At 59.6% G+C, this 24,259-nt stretch carries 21 protein-coding genes and 2 pseudogenes; 9 read left to right on the forward strand and 14 right to left on the reverse strand.

From position 1 onward, the window contains the following. Window positions 1–2: 2 nt before the first annotated feature. From bioC to NY406_RS10965, 6 genes are all read right to left on the reverse strand, one after another. Window positions 3–797 carry a malonyl-ACP O-methyltransferase BioC gene (bioC, locus tag NY406_RS10940; protein WP_260534373.1) on the reverse strand — a complete coding sequence of 265 codons (795 nt, stop codon included), beginning with the start codon at window positions 795–797 and terminating at the stop codon, window positions 3–5. Continuing rightward, window positions 776–1,453 carry a DUF452 family protein gene (locus NY406_RS10945; protein WP_260534375.1) on the reverse strand — a complete coding sequence of 226 codons (678 nt, stop codon included), beginning with the start codon at window positions 1,451–1,453 and terminating at the stop codon, window positions 776–778. The genes bioC and NY406_RS10945 overlap by 22 nt, the downstream gene beginning before the upstream one ends. Then, window positions 1,450–2,670, reverse strand: a complete 1,221-nt coding sequence (locus NY406_RS10950; RefSeq protein WP_260534377.1) for an aminotransferase class I/II-fold pyridoxal phosphate-dependent enzyme — start codon at window positions 2,668–2,670, stop codon at window positions 1,450–1,452. The genes NY406_RS10945 and NY406_RS10950 overlap by 4 nt, the downstream gene beginning before the upstream one ends. Continuing rightward, a complete protein-coding gene (bioB, locus tag NY406_RS10955; protein ID WP_260534379.1) occupies window positions 2,667–3,668 on the reverse strand; it encodes a biotin synthase BioB in 1,002 nt (333 codons plus the stop codon). Before bioB ends, NY406_RS10950 begins: the two co-directional genes overlap by 4 nt. After that, window positions 3,665–4,666 (reverse strand): biotin--[acetyl-CoA-carboxylase] ligase, encoded by a 1,002-nt coding sequence (locus NY406_RS10960; RefSeq protein ID WP_260534381.1) that lies wholly within the window; start codon window positions 4,664–4,666, stop codon window positions 3,665–3,667. Before NY406_RS10960 ends, bioB begins: the two co-directional genes overlap by 4 nt. A 228-nt stretch (window positions 4,667–4,894) precedes the next feature. Continuing rightward, entirely contained in the window at window positions 4,895–6,646 is a 1,752-nt protein-coding gene (locus NY406_RS10965; RefSeq protein ID WP_260534383.1) for an N-acetylmuramoyl-L-alanine amidase, read from the reverse strand. A 320-nt stretch (window positions 6,647–6,966) separates the two neighbouring features. Between NY406_RS10965 and topA the strand changes: the two genes are divergently transcribed. After that, window positions 6,967–9,375 carry a type I DNA topoisomerase gene (gene topA / locus NY406_RS10970; RefSeq protein ID WP_260534385.1) on the forward strand — a complete coding sequence of 803 codons (2,409 nt, stop codon included), beginning with the start codon at window positions 6,967–6,969 and terminating at the stop codon, window positions 9,373–9,375. Between the two features lie 92 nt (window positions 9,376–9,467). Here the strand turns inward: topA and feoB are convergent. From feoB to NY406_RS10990, 4 genes and pseudogenes are all read right to left on the reverse strand, one after another. Next, window positions 9,468–11,604: pseudogene (gene feoB, locus NY406_RS10975) on the reverse strand (ferrous iron transport protein B). Next, window positions 11,601–11,894, reverse strand: coding sequence for a ferrous iron transport protein A (locus NY406_RS10980; RefSeq protein ID WP_260534387.1), 294 nt, complete (start codon window positions 11,892–11,894; stop codon window positions 11,601–11,603). The pseudogene feoB and the gene NY406_RS10980 overlap by 4 nt, the downstream one beginning before the upstream one ends. 136 nt (window positions 11,895–12,030) lie before the next feature. Beyond that, a complete protein-coding gene (locus NY406_RS10985) occupies window positions 12,031–12,417 on the reverse strand; it encodes a histidine triad nucleotide-binding protein (RefSeq protein WP_260534389.1) in 387 nt (128 codons plus the stop codon). Between the two features lie 26 nt (window positions 12,418–12,443). After that, window positions 12,444–12,941, reverse strand: a complete 498-nt coding sequence (locus NY406_RS10990; RefSeq protein ID WP_260534391.1) for a hypothetical protein — start codon at window positions 12,939–12,941, stop codon at window positions 12,444–12,446. Between the two features lie 210 nt (window positions 12,942–13,151). Here NY406_RS10990 and NY406_RS10995 point away from each other — a divergent pair, with 210 nt between their 5' ends. After that, window positions 13,152–13,832 (forward strand): fibrobacter succinogenes major paralogous domain-containing protein, encoded by a 681-nt coding sequence (locus tag NY406_RS10995; RefSeq protein ID WP_317618654.1) that lies wholly within the window; start codon window positions 13,152–13,154, stop codon window positions 13,830–13,832. 21 nt (window positions 13,833–13,853) lie between these two features. Here the strand turns inward: NY406_RS10995 and NY406_RS11000 are convergent, their stop codons facing one another. The 4 genes from NY406_RS11000 to NY406_RS11015 all read right to left on the reverse strand — a co-directional run bounded on the left by NY406_RS11000 (window position 13,854) and on the right by NY406_RS11015 (window position 17,024). Next, on the reverse strand, window positions 13,854–14,816 hold the full coding sequence (locus NY406_RS11000; protein WP_260534394.1) for a hypothetical protein: 963 nt from the start codon (window positions 14,814–14,816) through the stop codon (window positions 13,854–13,856). After that, window positions 14,800–15,714, reverse strand: a complete 915-nt coding sequence (locus NY406_RS11005; RefSeq protein ID WP_260534395.1) for a DUF58 domain-containing protein — start codon at window positions 15,712–15,714, stop codon at window positions 14,800–14,802. The genes NY406_RS11000 and NY406_RS11005 overlap by 17 nt, the downstream gene beginning before the upstream one ends. After that, entirely contained in the window at window positions 15,698–16,696 is a 999-nt protein-coding gene (locus tag NY406_RS11010) for an AAA family ATPase (RefSeq protein WP_260534396.1), read from the reverse strand. Before NY406_RS11010 ends, NY406_RS11005 begins: the two co-directional genes overlap by 17 nt. A 100-nt stretch (window positions 16,697–16,796) precedes the next feature. Beyond that, window positions 16,797–17,024, reverse strand: coding sequence for a hypothetical protein (locus tag NY406_RS11015; RefSeq protein WP_260534397.1), 228 nt, complete (start codon window positions 17,022–17,024; stop codon window positions 16,797–16,799). A 22-nt stretch (window positions 17,025–17,046) separates the two neighbouring features. On the opposite strand from NY406_RS11015, the gene tsaD reads away from it, so the two are divergent. From tsaD to NY406_RS11050, 7 genes and pseudogenes are all read left to right on the forward strand, one after another. Next, on the forward strand, window positions 17,047–18,108 hold the full coding sequence (gene tsaD, locus NY406_RS11020; protein ID WP_260534398.1) for a tRNA (adenosine(37)-N6)-threonylcarbamoyltransferase complex transferase subunit TsaD: 1,062 nt from the start codon (window positions 17,047–17,049) through the stop codon (window positions 18,106–18,108). A 105-nt stretch (window positions 18,109–18,213) separates the two neighbouring features. Next, entirely contained in the window at window positions 18,214–18,567 is a 354-nt protein-coding gene (gene yajC / locus NY406_RS11025) for a preprotein translocase subunit YajC (protein WP_010931759.1), read from the forward strand. Window positions 18,568–18,576: 9 nt separating this feature from the next. After that, window positions 18,577–19,677 (forward strand): glutamine-hydrolyzing carbamoyl-phosphate synthase small subunit, encoded by a 1,101-nt coding sequence (carA, locus tag NY406_RS11030; protein WP_260534400.1) that lies wholly within the window; start codon window positions 18,577–18,579, stop codon window positions 19,675–19,677. 373 nt (window positions 19,678–20,050) lie between these two features. Then, a complete protein-coding gene (locus NY406_RS11035) occupies window positions 20,051–20,683 on the forward strand; it encodes an outer membrane protein (RefSeq protein WP_260633803.1) in 633 nt (210 codons plus the stop codon). A 268-nt stretch (window positions 20,684–20,951) separates the two neighbouring features. Next, window positions 20,952–22,091 carry a pyridoxal-phosphate-dependent aminotransferase family protein gene (locus NY406_RS11040; RefSeq protein WP_260534402.1) on the forward strand — a complete coding sequence of 380 codons (1,140 nt, stop codon included), beginning with the start codon at window positions 20,952–20,954 and terminating at the stop codon, window positions 22,089–22,091. A 67-nt stretch (window positions 22,092–22,158) separates the two neighbouring features. Continuing rightward, window positions 22,159–22,806 carry a tetratricopeptide repeat protein gene (locus tag NY406_RS11045; protein WP_260534404.1) on the forward strand — a complete coding sequence of 216 codons (648 nt, stop codon included), beginning with the start codon at window positions 22,159–22,161 and terminating at the stop codon, window positions 22,804–22,806. Between the two features lie 5 nt (window positions 22,807–22,811). After that, window positions 22,812–24,231 (forward strand): annotated as a pseudogene (locus tag NY406_RS11050) (B12-binding domain-containing radical SAM protein). Window positions 24,232–24,259: the final 28 nt, after the last annotated feature.

Below are 24,259 nucleotides of genomic sequence, written 5' to 3' on the forward strand. Positions count from 1 at the left end.
GATTATTTCCTCCTGAAACAGCAATACACCGGATGCCAGGTGAGCGCGACGCCGTGTCCGGTCGAGTACGAAGCGCGGTAGCGGTGCAGAAAATCGAGGTAGTGCGAGCGCGTCCAGGTGCGGCTGGCGACGCCGTTCACGCCGGTTTCGCGGATGTGGCGGAGCACCGCTTCCGGCGTGTCGAACTCCTGCCGGACGATTTCATCTTCGATCTCGATCAACTCGAACGAATCACCCGCCAGCGTGGCGATTTCAGCGAGGCTCCGGTAGGGCAGCGCCGCTTCGCCGAGCGTGGTGATTTCGCGCATGTTCTGTTCGCCGAAGGTGCTGAATGCCACAACGCCGCCCGGCTTCATCGACCCGGCGAGGCGCTCGAAAAAGCGCGCCGGTTCGTGCAGCCACTGCACCGTAGCGTTCGACACGGCGAGGTCGAGATTTTCTGGCAGCGAGTCGAGCTTTTCGACGTCGCCCGGCAGGAACTCAAGTCGCCCGACCTGCCATTCTGCGATCGCCTGTTCGACAAAGACGCGGCTTTCAGCGACCAGGTCGTTGGCGAAGAATTCATCCGCCGAGTGGCGCTCGAAGAGCATCGAGGTGAGCATGGCCGAGCCGCAGCCGAACTCGAAGACGCGCCCAAAGTGAGGTGCGGCTCCGGCGCTTTCGAGCATCGCGACCAGCCGCGCGCCCATGCGCCGTTGTACCTCAGCGTGACCGGCGTAGGTTGGCAGCGCCCGCCGGAAGCGACGGCGTACGAGCTGCTTGTCGATCACGCCGCTCATGCGAAAAGCTCCCGCCATCCGGCGATGTGGGTGAACGGGAAGTGGGGCATCGCGGTGATTTCGGTCACGCGAACCCCCGCCTCGCGCCACGCCCGGCGCTGGTTTTCGGCTGAGAAGATGAGGTCGCGGCCTCCGGTCAGCGCTTTCGAGAATTTCCACGGCGCAGACGATCCTGACGGAAATCCGGCGACCGCCTCGCCAATCGAGCGAAGCTCCGCCTGCTGGTCGGCGGCGGCGCGATCCGAACGGGAGGCCTCGACAATCTCCGGCGGAATGCCGCCCGTCATCCGGCGCTCGAAGCGCTTGCGGTTGGCGTCGTTCCACCCTTCGAGCGTCCCCGCGAAAATCTCCGGTGGAATGCCCCGCTCCGCATCGACCGGCGTCGGCGTGCCGTTGATCGCCACAGCGCGGTCGATCTTTTCGAGTCTGGCATTCGCCGCCGCCCAGACGCCGAGTGACCAGGCGACGAGATCGACAGCGCGGGCCTCGGCCATCGCCTCGCCGAGCCACGCGGGAAGCGTGAGGTCGCGGTAGTCGTAAAGCACGGCGATGTCGCGTTCGTCGCCCGGCCACGCCGAAACGAGCCAGTCGGCCACGCGGCGATCCATCCCCCAGCCGTTGAAAAAGAGCAGCAGGTCGCGGCTGTCATTGCGAACGATCCACTCCGCCTTCATACCGCGCCCTTTTTCATGGTTTCCGTGAGGGCGGCGATGTCGTCGCTCGTCAGGTCGGCGCGGAGTGAAAAGCGCAGCCGAGAGCTGTTTTCGGGCACCGTCGGCGGGCGCACCGGCAGGGCATGGAAGCCCGCTTCGCGCAATGCTCCGGTCATCGCGACCGCTTTGCGGTCTTCGCCCAGCACCACCGGCACGATGTGGCTCTGGCCGGGCACGTCGAATCCCGCCTCGCGGAGCCGGTCGCGCAAGGTTGCTGAGAGACGGAGCAGGTGCTCGCGCTCCCGCTCCATTCCGAGCTGCTTCGTGAAGGTCGCAAGGCTCCAGCTCAGGGCCATCGGCGGCAGGGCGGTGGTGAAGATGAGCGTGCGCATCGTGTTGACGAGGTATTCCCGGAAGAGGCCGCGCATGACAGCGTAGGCCCCGGCGGAGGCGAATGACTTGCCGAAGGTGCCGACGATGATGTCGATCTCCTTCGTCACGCCGAGCGCTTCGCAGAGGCCGAGGCCCCGCTCGCCGAAGACGCCGACGCCGTGCGCTTCGTCCACGATCAGCACCGCGCCGTAACGACGCTTCAGCTTGACCAGACGGCGCAGGTCGGCAAGGTCGCCGTCCATGCTGAAGACCGATTCGGTGATGATGAAAATCTGCCGGTAGCGCTCTCTGGCGGCGGTTTCGAGCTGCTCTTCGAGGTGCTCATAATCGGCGTGGCGGAAGCGGCGGTAATCGGCGTCCGAGATCCGTAGGCCGTCGATGATGCTGGCGTGGTTGAGCCGGTCGCTGAGGATCAGGTCGTGGCGGGTGGCGAGCGCGGGCAGAATACCGGTGTTGGCGTGGTAGCCGCTGTTGAAAACGAGCGCCGCTTCGCTGCCGTAGGCGGCGGCAATCGCCGATTCGAGCTGGTCGCAGACCGGGTGGTGGCCAGTCAGCAGGCGCGACGAGGAGCTGGTCATGGCGTACCGTCCGTCGTCGAACCGATCATCCCGAATCTGTGCGATGAACGAGCTGAACAGCTCGCGATCAGTTCCGAGGCTGAGATAGTCGTTCGAGGAGAGGTTCAGCAGCTTGCGCCCGTCAACGGTGACGAACCGCCCGCTCCGCTCGCCGGTGGCGGGAATGGAGCGGAAGCGCTGTTTCGCCTTGAGCTTCGCAAGCTCCAGCGCGATGTCGGCCACAATCGGCTGCTCGACCTGGCCCGTGTTCGTAACTCCGCCGCTCATGAGAACCTTGAAAGTTGCGCGGCGAGCTGGCGGTCGGCGGAAATGTCTCGTCCCCGCGTCGTCAGATAGCCGCCGGTGAGGAAGCCGTCTGCCCCGGCGAGCATCAGGAGACCCTGAAAATCCTTCATGACGGTTTCGCGCCCGGCGGCGAACTTGATGATTTTCGTCGGGTGCGCGAGGCGGCAGATGGCGAAGGTTTTGGCGATCTCCGGCACGCTCACCGGCGCGGCACCTTCGAGTGGCGTGCCGTCGATCGGCACCAGCACGTTGAGCGGAATGACCGCCACGTCGAGCTCGCGCAGCGCGAAGATCATGCCGATGCGCTCCTGCATCGATTCGCCGACGCCGATGATGCCGCCGCAGCACACGCCGATGCTGTTCGAGCGGAGCCGCCGGATCGTCTCGATGCGCTCGTCAACGCCGTGCGTGTTTGCGATCAGCTCGCCGTAGCGGCCCGGATCGACCTGGATGTTGATGTTGTAGTGCGCGACGCCGTGGCGGGCGAGTTCGGCGGCGGGCTGGTCGCCAAGCACGCCGAGCGAAGCGCAGACGTACAGGCCGGGAAGTTCGCGATGCAGCCGGTCGATCATGCCGAGAATCTTCTCGAACTCTGGCGTCACCTTCAGGTAACCGTAGCCGCTGGTCACGATCCCGAAGTGACCGATTCCCTGCTCCCACGCGCTCCGCGCCTGTTCGAGCACCTTGTTCTCATCGACCAGTTCATAGACCTCGACCTCGGCGCTGTTGTGCTTCGACTGGGCGCAGAAGCGGCAGTTCTCGCCGCACACGCCTGACTTGGCATTCATGATCGAACAGGCGTGAATCGCCCCGTGGTTCGCGGCGTGGCGGGCCTTGACCTTGTTGGCCAGCGACACGAGGTCGAGCACCTCGGCATCGGGCAGCCGCCCCAGCGCCAGGGCGAGTTCGAGCGAGAGCGGCTCGCCGGTGTCGAGCACGCCGTAAGCTTTTTCAATATCTTGATGCAATCGTGACTTCATGCGGTTCTCGGTTCATGGTTGACGGGGAGCAGGTGCGCCTCGCCCGAAGTGACGGGCTGAATCGCGCCATCGGCGGTGCGCAAGAGAAGGTGGCCCTGCGGCGACAGCCCGGTCTCCGTGCCGACGAGCACCGTGTTGAACTGCTCAATCTTCAGTTCGCGCCCTTTGAGCCAGGCGTGCGTTTCGAGGTATGGCAGGATGAACGCCAGGTCCTCCTTTTCGAGCCAGTCGCGGTAGAGCTGCTCGAAGCGGTTGAGCACGGCGGCGAGCAGCTGTGCGCGGGACAGTCGCGAGCCGGTCTCGATGGCGATGGAGGTGGCGATCTCTCGCAGCTCCTCCGGCACGGGATCGAGGTTGACGTTCAGCCCGAAGCCGACCACTACGAAGTGGGTGCAGTCCGGCTCGGACTCCATTTCGCACAGGATGCCGCAGAGCTTTCGCCCGCCCGCGATGATGTCGTTCGGCCACTTGATGAAGGCCGAAAGGCCGGGGCACTCCCGCGCGACCGCCTCGTGAATCGCCGCTGCCGCCACGAGCGGGATTTCTGGCATGCGGACGGAGGGCACGGGCGGGCGCAGCACAATCGAGCAATAGAGATTCACCCCCGCGGGCGAAACCCACGCGCGGCGCATTCGCCCCCGCCCTCCCGTCTGGCTGTCGGCAACGACGACCGTTCCCTCCGTCGCGCCCTCCCGTGCGAGTGCCTGCGCCCGGAGGTTGGTCGAGTCAATGCTTTCAAGAAAGGTGAAGTTTCGCCCGAATGACGTGGTATGGAGCAGCGGCGCAACCTCCTCAGCAACCGGCGAGCCGGTCAGGCTTTCGAGGCGGTACCCTTTGCCGCTTGTCGCCTCAATGGCATATCCGGCTTTTCTCAGAGCGACAATATGCTTCCACACCGCGCTTCGGCTGATCTGCAGCTCGTCACAGAGATCGCCTCCGGAAACAAATCCGCCATCACCGGCGAGGCGTTGCAGAATGGTCGCCGTTACCGGATTCATGCCACCTCCACGCCCGAGGCAGCCGCTAGCGGCAAAAAATCATGGTGACGGAAGCCGTGCATGATGGGAGATAGTCTGGATCTGAAAAGAAAAACTCGCTGCAGGAATCAATTTGTAAACCGGAATTTATCTGACGGTTGACAACTATGCAAAAAGAAATTCCGCTCAAATGGCACGGAGGGACTTGTTGGACCGTTGAAAACAGTGGAGCTGCGCGTGGGTAAGCCGTCAATTGACCGGACGCGCCGCCGTTGTCATCCGGGTCTCATATCTTGATCGATACTGTTGCAGGCCCTGGAAAATGGCGTAGGCTATCTTGGTCTGTTCCTTGCGGTCGCGCAGGAGCTTCTCTTCGGAGGGGTTGGACAGGTAGCCGGTCTCGACCAGAATGCTTGGCATCGAGGGAGTCCAGAGCACCATGAATCCAGCCTGCCGCACACCGAGTCTGGTGTTGCTGCCGTCACGGCTCAGGCGCTGGAGCACATCCTGCGCCAGCTCGGTCGATTGCGTTGCAAAGGCGCTCTGTGCCATGCTGCTCATGATGAGATACTCGTCGGAAAAACCTTTGTATTTTTCTGCGGAGTTCTCCTCGCCGGTGATAACCGAGTTTTCAAACATAGCCACCTTGAGAGCGGCATCCGTTTTATGAGGACCGAGAATGTAGACCTCCGGCCCGCGCACCTTGCTGTTGTTCGCGCTGGAGTTGCAGTGGATGCTGACAAAGATTTTACCGCCGTAGCGGTTTGCGATCTGACCGCGCTCTTTGAGAGGAATGAAGCGGTCCTCCTTGCGGGTGTAGATCACCTTGACATCGGGCCACTTCTGCCTGATGAACATGCCGAGGTCGCGGGCGATGTTCAGTACCACATCCTTTTCGCGAGTGCCCTGCGTGCCGATTGCGCCGGGATCTTTTCCGCCATGGCCGGCGTCGATGACCACTGCGTCGAGCTTCCACTTGTCTACGTCACGGCTCAGACCCTCCTGGATGCGACGCTCTTTTTCCGACAAATGAATGGCTTCGACATCGACGTCATTCATGATGGAGATGACATAATCATTTTTTCTGGCATCATACCTAAACGACGATGATTTGATCGAAGAGGTCGGAATATTGAGTGCAATGGTGAACTGCATGGCTCCGTTGTCGAGAAGCTTAGGGCTGATCGATTTGACCACCCCTTCCGGATAATTCCTCGCAAGACGAGCAGGACTTCCAGCGGCATTTTCAATGGTCAGATAGAGAGTGCCGCTCTTGTCCGGCCTGAGAAAAGAGGCGTTACGCATGGCGCCGGAAGCTGAAAACCGGATAACTGCGCCGTTTGCGCGGGTTTCGATCTTGATGCCGTCGATCAGGGTTTTTTCTCCGGCGGAGCCGGTGTCCGTGCGGTCGTCCGATGACGGTGTGGTCAATTCCGTTGGTTTTGGCTGGGCATCATCAGGCAGGCGTCCGACGGATTGCAGTGAGGCGTCCGGCCACCGGCTGCCGAGCGTGGCATCGATTTTGTTCTCCGAAGCGTTGTATCGCACCTGCCGGCCAAGCCAGAGCGTAAACATCCGGCACGCCTGGTCAACCGGCAGATAGACCTTGTCCCGTCGTATGACAGGAGCCGAAGCGAGCTGCAAAACCCTTTTCGGGGTGTCCCCTGCAGCGGAGGCGATGACCGCAAAATTGCTGCCTTCCATGAGGATGCAGCTCGTTACCGTGTCGCCGAACGCTTCGTCGATCTGCATCTGCTTGCCATCGAATACGCTGCCGAGGCGAAGGGCGCGGGTAAAGGAGCCGATGTCAGCCAGAAAAACGCCATCAGCCTGGGTACTCCCCTGTACTTTGATTGTATATCCCTGTTCAGGACCATTGGTGACCTGCAAGAACACTGCCTCCTGCCCGGAGGTCTCGGCCAGGAGGCGGGAGGCAAACAGCACAAAAAAGAGCAGGAGGCTCAGTGGCCTGATACATTGCCTGGATAAAGAGTCTTTCATGATATGCGTTGAAATCGTCGCTATGCATTGGGGCGGAGTTGAACAACCGTTTCACAGCATGGCCGCTCTCGCTCGAGGCGATGAGCCATGGCCTGTGCTGTTTATTGATTGGGATAATAATAAGCAATAAATCGCTTAGCTTCCAGTGCAGATCGAAGCCTGTTGCCATAAATTCTTGAGCACACCGGCAATAACCGCGAATCTTGCAAAGTTTGTTTTTTGGCGGGCAAGCCCTATCTTTTCCGTCATTATTTGCAAAGGCATCTTCCGGCTGCGGCGTCGGGTTGCCCGCAATCCCAAAGCAACAGGGATCAATCGCAATGGCTTCAAAAAGCGCAACCCCTTCGGCCAGGAACAAGACCCTCATCGTTGTCGAGTCTCCATCCAAGGCGAAAACCATCAACAAATATCTGGGCGACGATTACACGGTCTACGCTTCAGTCGGTCATATCAAGGACTTGCCGAAAAAAGAGATCGGCATCGACTTTGACAACCACTACGAACCGCGCTATGAAGTGATCGCTGGCAAGGAGAAGGTGGTGCGGCAGCTCAAGAAGCTTGCCGGGGAGGCCGACAAGGTGCTGATTGCCACCGACCCTGACCGCGAAGGCGAGGCCATTGCCTGGCACATCTCCAACGAGATCGAATTCGCCCGCAAGCCGGTATTCCGCGTGCTCTTCAACGAAATCACCAAGAATGCTATCGTCGAGGCCATCGGCCATCCGCAGCAGATCGACTACCGGCTCGTGCGCTCGCAGCAGACCCGGCAGGGTCTCGACAAGATCGTCGGCTACAAGATCAGTCCATTCCTCTGGAATGTTGTCTATCGTGGGCTTTCGGCAGGCCGCGTGCAGTCCGTGGCGCTCCGGCTGATCTGTGAGCGTGAAACGGAGATCGAGGCCTTTACGCCGCAGGAGTACTGGACGATCTACGCCGACTTCACCACGGAAAATGGGGAGACCTTCCGGACGAAGCTGGTAAAAGTCAAGGGCGAGAAGCCGGAGATCACCTCCGGCGAGCAGGCCGAAGCGATTGCTGCGGCCATTCAGGGGCGTCTGTTCGCCATCGGCGAGATCGTGCCGAAGGTGATCCAGCGCAAGCAGCCGCTGCCGTTTACCACCTCGCTGTTGCAGCAGGCCGCCTCGAACCAGCTCGGCTTCGGTTCGCAGAAGACGATGCGCACCGCCCAGCAGCTCTACGAAGGAATCGAACTGGGCTCGGAGGGCGCGACCGGTCTCATCACCTACATGCGTACCGACTCGACCCGCATCAGCGGCGAGGCAGTTGCTCAGGCGCACGACTACATTTCGCAGCAGTTCGGCCCGGAGTACAAGGGTTTCGGCGGCCAGGGCAAGGCGGGCAAGAACGCCCAGGACGCGCACGAAGCGATTCGTCCTACCTCGGTGACGCGCACGCCCGAATCGCTCCGCCGTCACCTGACGCCCGACCAGTTCAAACTCTACGAACTGATCTGGAAGCGCTTCGTCGCCTCGATGATGGCCCCGGCCAAGATCGAGCAGACCCGCGTTGATGTGGAGGATCAGAAAAAGGAGTTCGTCTTCCGCGCCACCGGCAACAAGGTACTCTTTCCCGGTTTTTTCCGTGTCTACGACGACCAGCAGGAGCTCGACTATGAAGCGCAGAAGTCCACCCGTGACGAGCTCGAAAAGGAGCAGATCGTCAAGCTGCCCGAGCGACTTTCTGTTGACGAGCAACTCAAGATGGCCGAACTTGACCGCCGCCAGAGCTTCACCCGTCCACCAGCCCGCTACACCGAGGCGAGCCTCGTCAAGGAGCTCGACAACTACGGCATCGGGCGCCCATCGACCTACGCCTCGATCTTCTCGACCCTTCAGGAGCGGCGATACGTCGAGCTACAGAAGAAGAAGATCATTCCAACCGAACTGGGACGTGATGTCTCGGCGATTCTCGTAGCCAATTTTCCTGATCTCTTCAACGTCCGCTTCACGGCGGAGATGGAGGACGAACTCGACAAGGTTGCCTCAGGCGACGACGAGTATGAAAAGGTGCTCGACAGCTTCTATCGCCCGCTCGAATCGGTTTTGAGCCACCGTAAAAGCGATCCGCTCATTCCGCAGAACCGCGATGCCGTGCTCTGCGAAAAGTGCGGCAAGGGGCACATGATTGTCAAGTGGACGACCAGCGGCAAGTTTCTCGGCTGCTCGGACTATCCGAAGTGCAAGAACGTCAAGGCGATCACCACCAACAAGGCCAAGCCGAAGGAGACCGGTGTGCGCTGCCCGGTATGCGGCGAAGGGCACATGCTCTTGCGCAACGGACGGCTCGGTCCGTTTCTGGCCTGCTCGAACTACCCGAAGTGCAACACCCTGCTCAACCTCAGCAAGCAGCGCCACATCGAGCCAATCAAGACGCCACCCATTACCACCGACCTCGCCTGCCCGAAATGCGGCGCGCCTATGTATCTCAGAACCGGCAAACGAGGGTTGTGGCTGGGCTGCTCGAAATTCCCGAAATGCCGAGGACGCCTCTCATGGAACACGCTCGATCCGGAGACGCAGGCCCGCTGGGAAAAAGCGATGAACGAGCACATGGCGGCCCATCCGGCCAAAGCCATCACGATGCTCGACGGCAAGCCCGCGCCGATGAACCTGCCTATCGAAGACATTATCCTCCGTGCCGAGGACGCGGGCCTTATCAGCGCCCCAAGCGAACAGTCGGAGGCTGAAGCCACGGTAGAGGTCAAATAGTACCTATAGGTCTATAGGGGCGAATATGAAAACGGCTGCCAGGAAAGGCAGCCGTTTTTCGTTTGGGGAGATTGTGAAAGAAGGGATTCTCCTCACATCCACAAGAGCGCCAGCCTGTAGGTGATGAAGGAGGCGATCCAGGCCACCGCGAGCACGTAGGCGGAGTAGAGGAGCACCGGCTTCCAGGCGCCGACCTCTTTTTTCATCACGCCAACCGCCGCCACGCAGGGGATGTAGAGCAGCACGAACACCATCAGGCTCAGCGCGGTAGCCTTGCTGAATCCCGGTTCGCTTCGGAGAATCTCCGAAAGGCTTGTCTCGCCGGTGGCATGGCCTATCGAGAAAATCGTGCCGAGCGTCGAAACCACCACCTCTTTTGCGGCGAGGCCCGTCACCAGCGAGATTCCGATCCGCCAGTCGAAGCCGAGCGGGCGGATGAGCGGCTCAAGCAGTTTCCCGCTGCGTCCGGCGAGCGAGTATTCGAGCTGGCTTGCTTCGATGCGAGCTTCGAGCTTCTGCAACTGCTCCGCTTTCAGCCCCGGCGCAACCGCCGCCGCCTCGATCTTCGCCTTTTCTTGTGCGAGCTCCGCGTCGAGCGCTTGGCTTCGCGGGAAGTTGCTGGCTGCCCAGATCAGGATCACCGCGCCGAGAATCAGCGTTCCTGCTTTTTTCAGGTACATCACGGCCTTCATCCGCGCCTGGAACACCACCGAGGTGAGCGTCGGCCATCGGTAGGGAGGCAGCTCCATCACGAACGGCTCGGAGTCGCTTTTTAGCACGGTTGACTTGAGCAGCCACGCCGTCCAGAGGCCGATCATGATGCCGAGCAGGTAGATGCCGAACATCACGTTGGCGGCCATCGCTGGCGGGAAAAACGCTCCGGCGAGCAGCACGTACACCGGCAGCTTCGCGCCGCAGCTCATGAAGGGAATCGTCATGATGGTCGCCAGGCGATCCGAGCGGCTTTTGAGCGTGCGTGTGGCCATGATGGCTGGAATTGAGCAGCCGAAGCCGGTGATCATTGGAATGAACGACTTGCCGTGCAGCCCGAAGCGGTGCATCACCTTGTCGATCACGAAGGCAGCGCGAGCCATGTAGCCGGAGGCTTCGAGGAACGACAGCCCCATGAAGAGCAGCACGATGTTTGGCAGAAACACCACCACGCTGCCCACGCCGGAGATCACGCCGTCAACAAAGATCGAACGCACCATTCCAGCGGGCAGGTGCGGCGCAACCGTTTCCGAAAGCAGGCCGAAGGCATAGGCGATCGCCTCCATCAGGGGCTTGCCGAGTGTGAAGGTGAGCTGAAAGATCGCCCAGACGACGAGGAAAAAGATTGGCAGCCCGAGCACCCGGTTCAGCACCACCATGTCGATGTAGTCGCTCGCCGAGGCCCGCGTCGTCTTCGGCTTGCGCACGCACTCCTGCATCGCGCCGCGCACGAAGGCGTGGCGATCCTCGGTGATGAGCGCTTCGGGATCGGTGCTGTGCAGAATGCCGCACTCCGTGATCGCCTCCTGCAATGCCAGCTCAATCTTGACCCACACCGGGTATTTCTGCACCTGGGTGTAGACCTCACGGTCGTTTTCAAGCAGCTTGATGGCGAGCCACCGGTGGTTCGACGCCGCGTCGAGTTCGCGCTCGTGCGAGAGCATGCCGGCGATTTTGTTGATCGCCTTTTCAACCTCGGCGCTGAAGGTGATCTTGTTTTTCTGATCTCGATCCGCCCCTCGCTGACGCTGACGATGTGGTCGAGCAGATCATCAAGTCCCTTGCGGTTGCGCGCGGAGATCGGCACGATGTGGCTGCCCAAGAGCCGTTCGAGCTGGTCGAGATCGATCGAAATGCCCTTTTCCTCGACCTCGTCCATCATGTTCAGCGCCACGAGCAGATCGAGCTCCATCTCCATGAGCTGCACGGTGAGCATCAGGTTGCGTTCGAGGTTTGTGCCCTCGACCACGTTTACCACCACGTCGGGCTTTTCGTCGATGATGAAGGGCGGGTCACGATCTCTTCCGGCGAGTATGGCGTCAGCGAGTAGGTGCCCGGCAGATCGACCACGGTAATGCGGTAATCGCAGTAATCAAGATAACCTTCGTGCTTTTCGATGGTTACGCCGGGAAAATTGCCCACGCGCTGGTGAGCGCCGGTCAGCGCGTTGAACAGCGACGACTTGCCCGCATTCGGATTTCCGGCAAGCGCGACCGTGATGGTTTTGTGCTGGCTCATGCTCGTTTCCCGAAACGGTGGCGTCTGCGTAATCCGGGCCCTCCGTTCGGGTGGCTTTCCACGGCTTCGAGTTTGTTTACCCCAACCCCTTCGGCCTCGTTCCGCCGCATCGTCAGCAGAAGCCCTTTACAACTGATCTCTATGGGATCCCCAAGCGGGGCGAACCTGAGCACCTCAAGCTCCGTACCTCTTACCAAGCCCAGATCCATGAGCCTACGCCTTATGGCAGGCTCTGCGGCGACCGATATTACCTCAGCCCGATCTCCGGCATTCAACTCTGATAACTTCATATATACCTCAGCCCTGTAATAATTTTTGCTCGCCCTCTGAGGGTTTAAATAGATTTATTTTAAATAACGAGCTGCTCAGATGAAAAGTTTTCCCGTTTTGATGGCGGGAGGCGATTCCTGAAAAAAAGTTCTGCAATTAATCCTGCCCGTGAGCAACTTCGCGGCCAGCAAAAGGAGGCCAGCCCATCGTTTTGCCGCCGATCAGATGCGCATGGATGTGTCCGACGCTTTGCAGGGCGTCTTCGCCATTGTTGAACACCAGCCTGTAGCCCGATTCGAGCACGCCGGTCTTCTCGGCCACGATACGTGCGGCAAGCAGAATCTGCGCGGCGATTTCCAAATCGCTATCCTTCAGATCGCTTAGCGACCGGATGTGCTCCAATGGAATAATGAGCACATGGACGGGCGCGACCGGGTTGATGTCGTGAAATGCGGCCACGTGGTCATTTTTGTAAACCAGATTGGCCGGAATGTGCCCGGTGGCAATCTTGCAGAAAATGCAGTCTGGATCGTAACGTGTCATGGTGTTGTCGATTTATGAATGCCGAACTACTGTTTCTGGATGATAGACAGGCTCATACTGCCACCCGAACCGATAAGCACCACGGTGAAAGCTCCCTTGATTCCTGTCACACTTCCCCGGTCGCCCTCCTTTTCTGGGACGATCATCGAGGTGGTCTCGAAGCCTTTTGCCTTGAGCGCCGCTTCGTAATCCCGGAGAGCATGTTGCGGTAACCGGTCGATGGCCATGTCCCAACTGTTTCCTTCAGGCGTTTCGGTTCTGATGATCTTTCTGATTGTGCCGTATAGATACTTCGGCACATCGGCAGGTGCATCATCTGGCCAGGGTTTTACCGCATTGGTAATCTCGACCGAACCTTTGCCGGATTCGATCGTGACGGCCGTGGTATTATCGGCAGCCGCTGAAACCGGCTCGGGAGAAGCGTTTTGCTGTTCAGGCGCCTTTTGGTTGCAGGCTCCGAGGAAACCTGCAAGGATGATGAGGCATAAGCCTCCGGTGGTTTTGCTGAATACCTGCCGGCTCATGATTTTTCCTGATAGGTGGATGATAACAGCTTCATGCAGCAAATGTAATATAAAAAGAGTGCCGACTGCGGCAACTTCGTGCCGGCGGGTAGCATAACGGCTGTGCGATTACTACATTGTCTTCGATAAACTCCGTTAATATTCGTTCCCGCTTCGCCATGCTCCAACAGGCAAAATCCGGAGAACGTATTCAAACAATAGAACCTGACGATGATCAAACGACACATAAGCCACATGTTTGGCACAATGATCCCTCTTCTGCTCGCTACCCTGTTCATGGCTGGCTGCAATGGCAACCCCCCGAAGCGGGTCACCGACATTGACGGCAACACCTACGGGACGGTGAAAATTGGCGAACATGTCTGGATGGCTGAAAACCTGCGAGTGAGCCGTTACCGGAATGGCGATCCCATCGCGGAGGTGAAGGCGGGCGCCTCGTGGGCCGCCCAGACGGCCGGAGCGCGATGCTCTTACGATAACAGCCCGGAAAACGGTAAAACCTACGGCTCGCTCTACAACTGGTATGCCGTCAGCGATCCGAGAGGTCTCGCTCCCGAAGGCTGGCACGTGGCTACCGACAAGGAGTGGCAGGTGTTGGCCGAAGCTCTCGGCGGCGAACAGGAGGCCGGTGCTGGCCTGAAAGCTCCTGGAGCATGGGGCAATTCATCCGGAGAAACCCAAAGCAGCGGGTTCAATGCCTTGCCCTCCGGTGCTCGCCGGGATGCCGACGGTGTTTTTCTCATGCTCGGCCAGTTTGCGCGCTTCTGGACCTCCACGCCAGCCAGTAATGGCAAAGCTCTCGCCCGAGCTCTCGGTTTCTACGACAACGCCCTGCGCGGTGGAGAAGTTGGCCCCAGGAATGGCTTCGCCGTGCGGTGCGTCAAGAATTGATGATGTGTACCAAAACGGCAATTACTCGCTGTTCTCCGTCAAATGCTTTTCTTTTTCTTCTGTCGTCTCCGCTTCAGCGGCGGTGGCGACGAGCACTTCGGCGATGCGGAGGGAGCGGCGGCACTCTTCGATGTCGGGGCGGCGGTCGGCGAATTTCACGAGGTCGGCCTGGTCAAGCAGCTCGATCAGCTCCTGGCGGATGTTGATCTTGCGGGCGGCAAGTTCATCGGCGATCTCCTGGGTAACCATTTCCAGCGCGCCGAACTGGTAGCGCTTTTGGAGAAATTCCCGCAGGATATTGCTGAGCGATTCGTATCCGGCGGCGGGCGGCATTCCTTTGGATATCTGGCGGCGGATGGCGCGGAGTTTCTGGCTGGCAGCGCGAACCGGATCGTCGAGGTGTTGGCGCAACGCGGTGACGAGCAACTTGACAAAGTATCCGGCAAGCCCCAGCAGCACGAGCACGAGCAGTACCGGCACAAGCAGCCACGTTGGAAACGGCGCGCTGACCGGTGGTGAAATCGGGCGCAGCTCCGTGACGGTCGAGTCGGTCATGCTCAGCACCGTCACCGAGGCAGAAGGAGTGATAACCAGCCGCTGCGGGCCTGTCGCCGAACTGTTGCCGGAGAGCACTGTGAAACCGGGCAGCGGTTTGCGCCCCGAACCGAAAACGGCAAGTTCGGTATCCATCCGGAATTCAGCGCGGCCATCTGGCAGGGTTTTCGAGAAGGATTTGGTGCCGGTGATCTCGAACGGCGTGCCCTGACCGGTTTTGAGCGAGGCAACAGAAACCGAATCACGCCGGTCGTGCTGTACGGTAATGACGTAGCGCAGCCGTTCCCCGGCAAAAAGGCTGTCCGGCTCGGCGCTCACTCTCACGTCGGCGGGACGGAGCGTGGCACTTGCGGAGGCCGGAGGCAGTGCCGTGCCGAGGCAGGCGGCCATAAGCAACGCCGTAAGTTTCGATTTACACCCTGCGCTCACGGTGACGGAAGAATGTGTTCAGGTCGCCGATGATCGACTTGCCGGTATCGAGAAAGACTGCATCGACCTTCATGCGGCTCAGTTGCCGCTGCACCGCCTCGCGCTTCGACCGCTGCTCCTTGGCGTAGCGGGCGAGAAAAGCGCGGCTTCCGGCATCGATCGTCAGGCGCTCACCCGTCTCCGGATCGACCAGATCGAGCAGTCCGGAATAGGGAAGCTCGTGGTCGAGCGGGTCGCCGATGTGGATGAGCACGAATTCGTGGCGAGCGTTGAGCAGCTTCATGCCCCGCTCGTACTCCGAGCCGAGCAGGTCGGTGAGCAGAAAAATAATAGACTTGCGCTTCTGCGTGCGGCGCAGGAACGAGAGTGCCGCATTGATGTCGGTTTTCCGCCCGCACTGCCGCATCGAGAAGATTTCGTTCAGAATGACCAGTGCGTGGGCGCGGCCTTTGCGGGGCGGGATGTAGGTCTCGACCTTGTCGCTAAAAACGAGCAGCCCCACCATGTCGTTGTTCTGCACAGCGCTGAAGGCGAGAATTGCCGAGACTTCGGCGGCAAGCTCCTTTTTCAGCCGTCCGTTGCCGAAGAGCATCGAGCCGGAGCCGTCCAGCACCAGCATCAGGATGCGTTCGCGTTCCTCGGTGAACATCTTGACGTAGAGATCATTCTTGTGTGCCGAGGTGTTCCAGTCGATGGTGCGTACGTCGTCGCCATACTGGTACTCGCGCACCTGGCTGAACTCGATGCCGCGCCCCTTGAACGAGGAGTGGTACTCGCCGCTGAACAGCTCGTTGACCAGCCGCCGCGAACGGATTTCGAGCTTGCGCACCATCGCGGAAAGCTCGCCGGGATCGGGCGCTCCGTTTCGGGCACGGGAGTCGTCAGGGCACCTGGACATGTTCGAGAATGTTTCTGATGAAGTCCTCGGCCTTCATGTTTTCGGCCTCTGCCTCGTAGCTCGGGCGAACGCGGTGGCGCAGCACCTCATAGACGATGCTCTTGACATCCTCCGGAGTGGCATAGGCGCGGCGCTGCAAAAAGGCGTGAGCTTTGGAGGCAAGCAGAAGGAAAATCGAGGCTCGTGGCGAAGCCCCGTATTCGATCATCGTCGATAGATTGCCGAGGCCGTAACGCTCCGGCGAGCGGGTGGCTGTGACCAGATCGATGATGTAGCGCTGCACCCGCTGATCGACGTAGATGCGATCCACCAGGCTTCGCGACCGGAACACCTCTTCGGGCTGCACAACCGCCGAAACCTCGACGGGCGCCTGCACCGCCGATGCACGCTGCATCACTTCAAGCTCCTCCTCGAAGGTCGGATACTCCACGATCACCTTCATCATAAACCGGTCGAGCTGCGCCTCCGGCAGCATGTAGGTTCCTTCGTGCTCGACGGGGTTCTGCGTGGCCAGCACCATGAACGGCTCGCCCAGCGGGTAGGTGACATCGCCAATCGTCACCTGCTTCTCCTGCATCGCTTCGAGCAGGGCGGACTGCACCTTGGCGGGCGAGCGGTTGATCTCGTCGGCGAGAATCACATTGGCGAACACCGGCCCCCTGCGCGGATGGAACTCCATCGTTTTCGGATTGTAGATCATCGTGCCAATCAGGTCGGCGGGCAGCATGTCGGGGGTGAACTGGATGCGGTGGAACGAGAGGTTCATCGCCGCCGCAAAGGTTCGCACGATAAGCGTCTTGGCAAGACCCGGCACCCCCTCGAGCAGCAGGTGACCGTTGGCGAGCAGGGCGATGATCACCTTGTCGATGACCGCGCCTTGGCCAATGATGGTGGTGGCAAGCACCTCCCGCGCCCGGTCGATAAAAGCCGACTCCTCGGCAATCTGCCGTCCAAGCGATGCAAGATCCGTTTCCTGTTTCATGGGTGAGAGATGAATATTCGGGTGCTTTCAGTGAACAATGTGGACATTATGGACGAGGTGAACAACTATCAATTATCAACTATCAATTATCAACTGCTTCTCACTCCTCCTGGAAGACGCCTTTGATGCCTACGGCAAGCAGCACAAGGCCGATTATGAGTGCGGGCCAGGAGATCATGTCACCAATGTAGAAGGCGCTGTTGAGCAGTCCGATAGCTGGCGCGAAAAGCAGGACGAGATCAGCGCCGATCAGAATCATGAACGCCTTCAAAAAGCTTATCCTGACGCGCGGTTTGCTATTGTTCTCCTCTTTCTTAGCTTTGGCCATTGCACATTTCCACTTTTGAGCGATGAATATTTTAGGGATAGAAACCAGTTGCGACGAAACCTCGGCGGCCGTCCTCAGCGATGGATCGGTCCGGTCGAACATTGTCAGTTCCCAGCGATGCCATACCGATTTCGGCGGCGTGGTGCCGGAGCTGGCTTCACGGGAGCATGAGCGGCTGATCGTCTCGATCGTCGAGGCCGCCATAACCGAAGCAAATATAGCAAAAAATGACCTTTATGTCATAGCGGCCACCGCCGGGCCGGGGCTAATCGGCGCGGTGATGGTCGGGCTTTGCTTCGCTGAGGGACTGGCCTGGGCACTCGGCAAACCCTTCGTGCCGATCAACCACGTCGAGGCGCACATCTTCTCGCCCTTCATCAGCGACGAGGCCGGGCATCGCGAGCCGAAGGGCGACTTCGTTTCGCTGACTGTCTCCGGAGGCCACACGCTGCTCTCGGTCGTCCGGCAGACGCTCGATTACGAGGTGATCGGGCGTACCATCGACGACGCGGCGGGCGAGGCGTTCGACAAGACCGGCAAGATGCTCGGCCTCGGCTATCCGGCGGGGCCGGTGATCGACCGGCTTGCCTGCGAGGGTGATCCGGATTTCCACCGCTTCCCCCGAGCCCTGACCGCAAGTTCGCAGACAAGCAAGAGCTACCGGGGCAACTTCGACTTCAGCTTCTCCGGCCTCAAAACCTCCGTGCGCACCTGGCTCGAAGCTCACGACTCGGAGTATGTCCAAAAGCATCAGGCTGACCTTGCAGCCTCGATTCAAGCAGCGATTGTCGATGTGCTGGTCGAAAAAACCATCGCCGCCGCGCTCTTGTATAAAGTCAATGCCATTTCGGTGGCGGGTGGCGTGAGCGCCAACTCCGGCCTGCGCGCGGCGATGCAGGCGGCCTGCGACAAGCACGGCCTTGCGCTTTTTATCCCCGCGCTCGCCTACTCGACCGACAATGCCGCTATGATTGCCACTATGGCGCAGTTGATGATTGAGCGCGGCAAGTACCGGATCGAGGATAACTCCTACGGCGTCGCGCCCTTCGCCCGCTTCGAGGCAGCCAGAAAAGGGGCGCGTTGAAATAGTTCGGGAAATAGATTATCTTCGGATTCGAAAAAAGCGCCCTATCCGGCCCGAATTCCGCCGGAGGGCCCAGCTCCGAATACCAACCGCAAGCCACTGACCATGTCTGACACCATCCTTGCCCTGATGCTCTTCGCCCCGCCAGCAGGAGGCGCGACGCCGAATCCGTTCGTCCAGCTCGTACCGCTCGTCCTGATTTTCGTCGTCTTTTACTTCTTCATGATCCGCCCGCAGCAGAAAAAGCAGAAAGAGCGCGAATCGCTGCTCAACGATATCAAGCGCGGCGACCGGGTTGTCACCATCGGCGGCATTCACGGCACCGTCGCCGGGATCGAAACCGAGAAAAAGACGGTTCTTGTGCAGGTTGCCGACAACGTCAAAATCAAGTTCGAACGTTCGGCGATTGCCAACATAGAAAAACAGGAAACAGGCGACAAGCTCGCCTCGAAGGAGTAAGAAGCATCGATGCAGGAAATACCCGCAATTCTGGTTCTTGAAAACGGCTCGGTCTATCGCGGCACCGCCTTTGGCCACGCTGGCGAAGCGACAGGCGAAGTGGTTTTCAACACCTCGCTGACCGGCTATCAGGAGATTCTGACCGACCCGTCCTACGCCGGGCAGATGGTGGCGATGACCTACCCGCTCATCGGCAACTACGGCATTACGCCGAACGACGACGAGTCCAAAAAAATCTGGGCTTCGGCGCTGATTGTGCGTGAAGCCTCCAACGTTTACAGCAACTACGAATCCACCCGCAGCCTCGACGAGACCCTCAAAGAGGCTGGCGTGATGGGTCTTGCCGGTATCGACACCCGCAAGCTCGTCCGGGAGATTCGTCAGAAAGGCGCAATGCGGGCGGTGATTTCAACCTCGTGCGATGACGTCGAGGCGCTCAAGGCGCAGGCGGCGACCATCCCCGAAATGACCGGCCTCGACCTGGTGCAGCGCGTCACGACCGGCGAGAGCTACACGGTGGACAACCCGGGAGCGAACTATCACGTCGTTGCTTTCGACTATGGCATCAAGACCAACATCCTGCGCCAGCTCAAGGCCGAGGGATGCCGCGTCACGGTGGTCAACGCGAAGACTACGGCTGACGAAGTGCTCGCCCTGAATCCCGACGGTGTTTTTCTCTCGAACGGCCCTGGCGACCCTTTCGCGGTCACCTACGCCATCGACACTATCCGCGAGCTGGCTGCGAAGAACAGCAAGCTGCCGATCTTCGGCATCTGCCTTGGCCACCAGTTGCTTTCGCTCGCGTTCGGTGCGAAGACCTACAAGCTCAAGTTCGGCCACCACGGCGCGAACCATCCGGTCAAGAACCTCTTGAGCAGCACCATCGAGATCACCTCGCAGAACCATGGCTTTGCAGTCGAGATGGAGAGTCTGCCGGGTGACCTGGAGCTGACTCACAAGAATCTCTACGATATGACCGTCGAGGGTATCCGCCACCGAGAACTGCCCTGCTTTTCGGTGCAGTACCATCCCGAAGCCGCCCCTGGCCCGCACGATTCGCACTACCTCTTCAAGGAGTTCACCGAACTGATGGAGAGGTCGAAAAACTGACCACTCCCGCGGCGCGGGTGGTCTGAAAGAGGCCCTTGCGCCGAGCTTCTCCATTCTGTTTTCTTGTCCAATTTTTCTTCTTTTTGTTCCATGCTCGATGATGACAATGCTCGGGCATGGGGCTGATTGTTCTGATGCCGATGATTTTGTGTTATAAAATAAGTAGAATATTTTTATTACCTTTTTGAGGGAGCCCATGAAACTAAAACGGTATAACCGTTTGTTACATGATACACAGGGCTCTTTGCTAACGTTTAACTTGCTAACGTTTAACTTAAATGGAACAATCATGAAAAGGACATCAAAAATGGTGATGGTCGCCGTTGCGCTCCTAGCTGGAGTGAGCGGTACCGCTTGGGCTAATGGTACGGAAATGCCTCCTCCGGCACCTTCAACCTATACTCCTCCTCCTCCGCCGCCGCCGGTCGAAGCTCCCGCTCCGGCTCCCGCTCCGGTTGTCAAGCAGAGTAATGCCGGCCCGTACATCAGCGGTGCCGTGGGACTCGGTTTACCTGAAGACCTTAAAGTTCCGACGAATGAAGAGCAATTCGATGCGTATTACCCATCGGATTTTAAAGTCAAGATGGATAGCGGCATAGCGCTTACTGGAGCTCTTGGCTACAACTTCAACCCCGTAAGGCTTGAGGCTGAAGTCGGTTATCACAATCACGACGTGAGTAACGGTCAAGACGCTGATGGAAGTCTCTCTCTGTTGACGGTGATGGCCAATGCCTACTATGACATCGATGCCGGCTCGGGCGTCAAGCCGTACCTTATGGGCGGTGCTGGCTGGGGCCATACCAGGGCCAAGGAGCCGTCTCAGACAATAACGGACGATGTGTTTGTCTGGCAGGTAGGCGCCGGTGTAGGCGTTGCGGTTGCCGACAACACGACTCTCGACCTCGGGTATCGCTATGTGAAGCCGGATGATTTCAGTGTCGGTGGTGGAGACAAAGCCCAGTGGGCGATACACAACATCATGCTTGGACTCAGGTATCAGTTCTGAAGCTTGCCTGAAACATCAAGTGCAAATCAAAAACCGGAAGCAGCAATTGCTTCCGGTTTTTTTTGTTAGGCCCGTCACGATTTTCTGACTTCTGGATGATGAGGAGCATTCACCACTCCATCAATCGCTTTACAGCTTCCCTGAAATGCTTATATTGTTCCCCTGTCTCAAATCGATCCCCGACCGCTGATTTACGGGTTTCAGCCGCTTCGTCGTGGCCGGTTTTCACCATCAAACGAAAAGACGCCGTTCAGGCAACGCTTGCTTCATGAAAAAACGACTCTTCACCCCTGGGCCGACGCCGGTACCGGAAAATGTCATGCTTCGCATGGCCGCGCCGATCATCCATCACCGAAATCCTGAATTCATGGAGATTCTGGAGCGGGTACACGAAGATCTGAAGTACCTGTTCAGAACGACCCAGCCGGTAGTGGTCATGACCTGTTCGGGCACCGGCGGCATGGAGGCGGCGATTTCGAGCCTCTTCAGGCAGGGCGACAAGGTCATCACCGTCAACGGCGGCAAGTTCGGCGAACGGTGGGGCGAGCTGGCGCGAATCTACGCCGGGGACTGCGTCGAGGAGAAGATCGAGTGGGGCACGGCCATTTCCCCGGAACGAATTGCCGAACTGCTCGACGAGCATCCGGACGCAGTGGGTGTCTGCATCACCCATTCGGAGACCTCCACCGGTACCGCATCCGACGTCAAGGCTTTGTGCGCGGCCATCCGGGAACGCTCCGACGCGCTGATCCTCGTTGATGGCATTACCGCCATCGGCGCGCACGAGTTCCACTTCGACGACTGGGGCGCTGACATCTGCATCACCGGTTCGCAGAAGGGGCTGATGATGCCCCCCGGTCTGGCGCTGGTAGCCGTTTCGGAGCGGGCGCAGGATATCATCCACAACCGCAAGCATCAGCCGAACTACTACCTGAGTCTGAGAAAGGCGCTGAAGTCCCACGCGGGCAACGATACGCCGTTCACTCCCGCGGTTTCGCTCATCATCGGTCTCGACGAGGCTTTGCAGATGCTGCGCGCCGAGGGGATCGAAAATGTCTGGGCGCGCCACGAAGCGCTCGCGGGTGCATGCCGCCTCGGCTGCCAGGCGCTCGGCATGGAGCTGTTCAGCGACTCGCCCTCGTACGCCGTCACGGCGGTCTGGCTGCCCGAAGGTGCGGACTGGAAGCAGTTCAACAACACCCTGAAGGTGCGCAACGGCATCACGATCGCGGCGGGGCAGGACGACTTCAAGGGCAGAATCTTCCGGATTTCGCACCTTGGTTACTACGATGAACTCGACATGCTGACCTTGATGGGCGGGCTTGAGCGGTCGCTCAAAATGATGGAGATTCCTTTCAGGGTTGGAGCTGGCGTCAGCGCCGTCCAGCGGGCGTTTCTCGGAGAGTAGGGGCCGGTTGTTTTGCAGAATGGTCGGGTGAGGTTGACTATATTGCTATATTGCAGAAAATACCGCCATGCAACGAGTTTTGCTGTTACTGATCGCGCTCTTTTCCTTCGATGCGATCAAGTCCAACCTCGAACAGTACAACCTGTTCCAGCAAGCGAACCGGCAGGTCCAGGCCGGTCACTACGCGCCGGCCATTCAGCAGTACCGGCAGTTGCTCGACCGCTATCCGGCGGGCCTGTTGCGATGCGAGGCCGCCTTCAATCTCGCCTGTGCCGAATACGGCATGAAGCACTACCGCCGTGCCGCCGAATTGTTCGCAGCGCTTCCGCCCGGCAACGCCGCACTCAGCAAGACCGCCGGTTATAACCAGGGCAATGCGCTGGCGATGGAGGCGTTCCGAAGCCGCAAGGGCGCAGCCCAGGAGGCGCTGCTTGGCCGGGCGCTGGCATTCTACCGGCGCGCCCTTCTCGACAATCCACAGAATGCCGACGCGCGAATCAACTACGAAATCGTGCTGCGTGCAATGCAGCACCGTCAGCCGCCACCGCCTGCACCACAAGGTGGTGGTTCTCCGGATGGTAAGGGACAGGATGGCGGCGGCGCAGTCTCGCAGCTGATCCTCGAAAACGCCCGGCAGGAGGAGGCGCGCCAAATGCGCAAATATTTCAAGCCGCTGCCGATGAAGCCCTCGGAGCGGGACCAACCGGACTGGTAAGCCTCATGGCGCTGAACAAACAGGTCGCCCTGGTCTTTCTGCCCTCCGACAGCGGCGTTGATGGCGCTCGCTCGCTCTACGGCGACACCGAGCCATCCGGCCTGAAGCGATGGCTCGACGCTGGCGTCAGGAACCTCATCAAGCGCACGCAGTTTGCCATTCCGCCGCTCTCGCTGATGATTCTCGCATCGATCGAGGTGCCCGGCTTAGAGCAAACGCTCTGCGACCTCCGGTTCGAGGAGTTTCCCTTCGACCGGCAGTGGGATCTGGTCGGCATCAGCGTACAGACCGGCATGGCCTCGAAGGCTTTCGAGCTGGCTGATCGCTTGCGGAGTCGGGGTGTCAAGGTGGTGCTCGGCGGCCCGCACGTCACCATGTTCCCCGACTCATGCCGCTCGCACGCGGACTGCCTGGTGCACGGCGAAGCGGACGACCTCTGGCGCGACGTGCTCGAAGAGCTCGCTGCCGGATCGCTCAAAGCCGAGTATCGCCCGGACGCTCCGCCGGATTTGCAGCTTCACCGCCCGGTGAACCGCACCTTTCTGAAAAAAAGTCGCTACTTCACCACCAACCTCGTCCAGACCGGACGTGGCTGTCCGTACCAATGCGACTTCTGCAATGTGCACGTGCTGAACGGCCGGGTGCTCCGGCAGCGCAAAATCGACCACATCGTCGATGAGGTGCGGCGTTTCAGCGAGGAGGACAAGCGCATCTTTTTTCGTCGATGACTCCATCAACGGCGACCCGCTTTTCGCGCGGGAGCTTTTCAGCAAGCTGATTCCGCTTGGCATCACATGGTTCGGCCAGGCGACTACCGCCCTCGGCCAGCAGCCGGAACTGCTCGACACCTTCGCCCGCTCCGGCTGCCGCGCGCTGCTCGTCGGCATCGAGAGCATCGAACCGTTGAGCCGCTGCGCGCATCGCAAGACGCAGAACCGCACCGACGAGCTGGCGGGCAACATCCGGGCAATCCGAAAGAGCGGCATAAGCCTTTATGGAAGCTTCATCTACGGACTCGACGGCGACACCCTTCAGACGCCGTCGGCGATTCTCGACTTTATCGCCGACACCCGCCTCGACGTGCCGGGTATCAACACGCTGCGTCCCATTCCCGGCACGAAGGTGTTCGACCGCCTCCGTGAAGAGGGGCGGCTGCTCTTCGATCCGGAAGACATCACCGCATTTCGCTACACCTTCGGCCAGGAGATGCTCTACCGCCCGAAAAACATCCCGCTGCCGGAGTTTATCGAAAGCTACTCCGAGCTGACGCGCAAGGTCTTCAATATCGGCAATGCCATCCGGCGCGGCATCGACGCACCGGGCATCAACGCCGCGGTGCTCTTCTTCAATCTGTTTTACACCCACCTCTACCGTCTGTCGAGAAACGACCTTCTGCGGCAGCTCGAAACGCTTCATAACGCCTGAAAGTGTTTTGAGAGGAGATGAATTATGA

It is taken from the genome of Chlorobaculum sp. MV4-Y, assembly GCF_025244685.1.
Classification (GTDB): Bacteria; Bacteroidota; Chlorobiia; order Chlorobiales; family Chlorobiaceae; genus Chlorobaculum.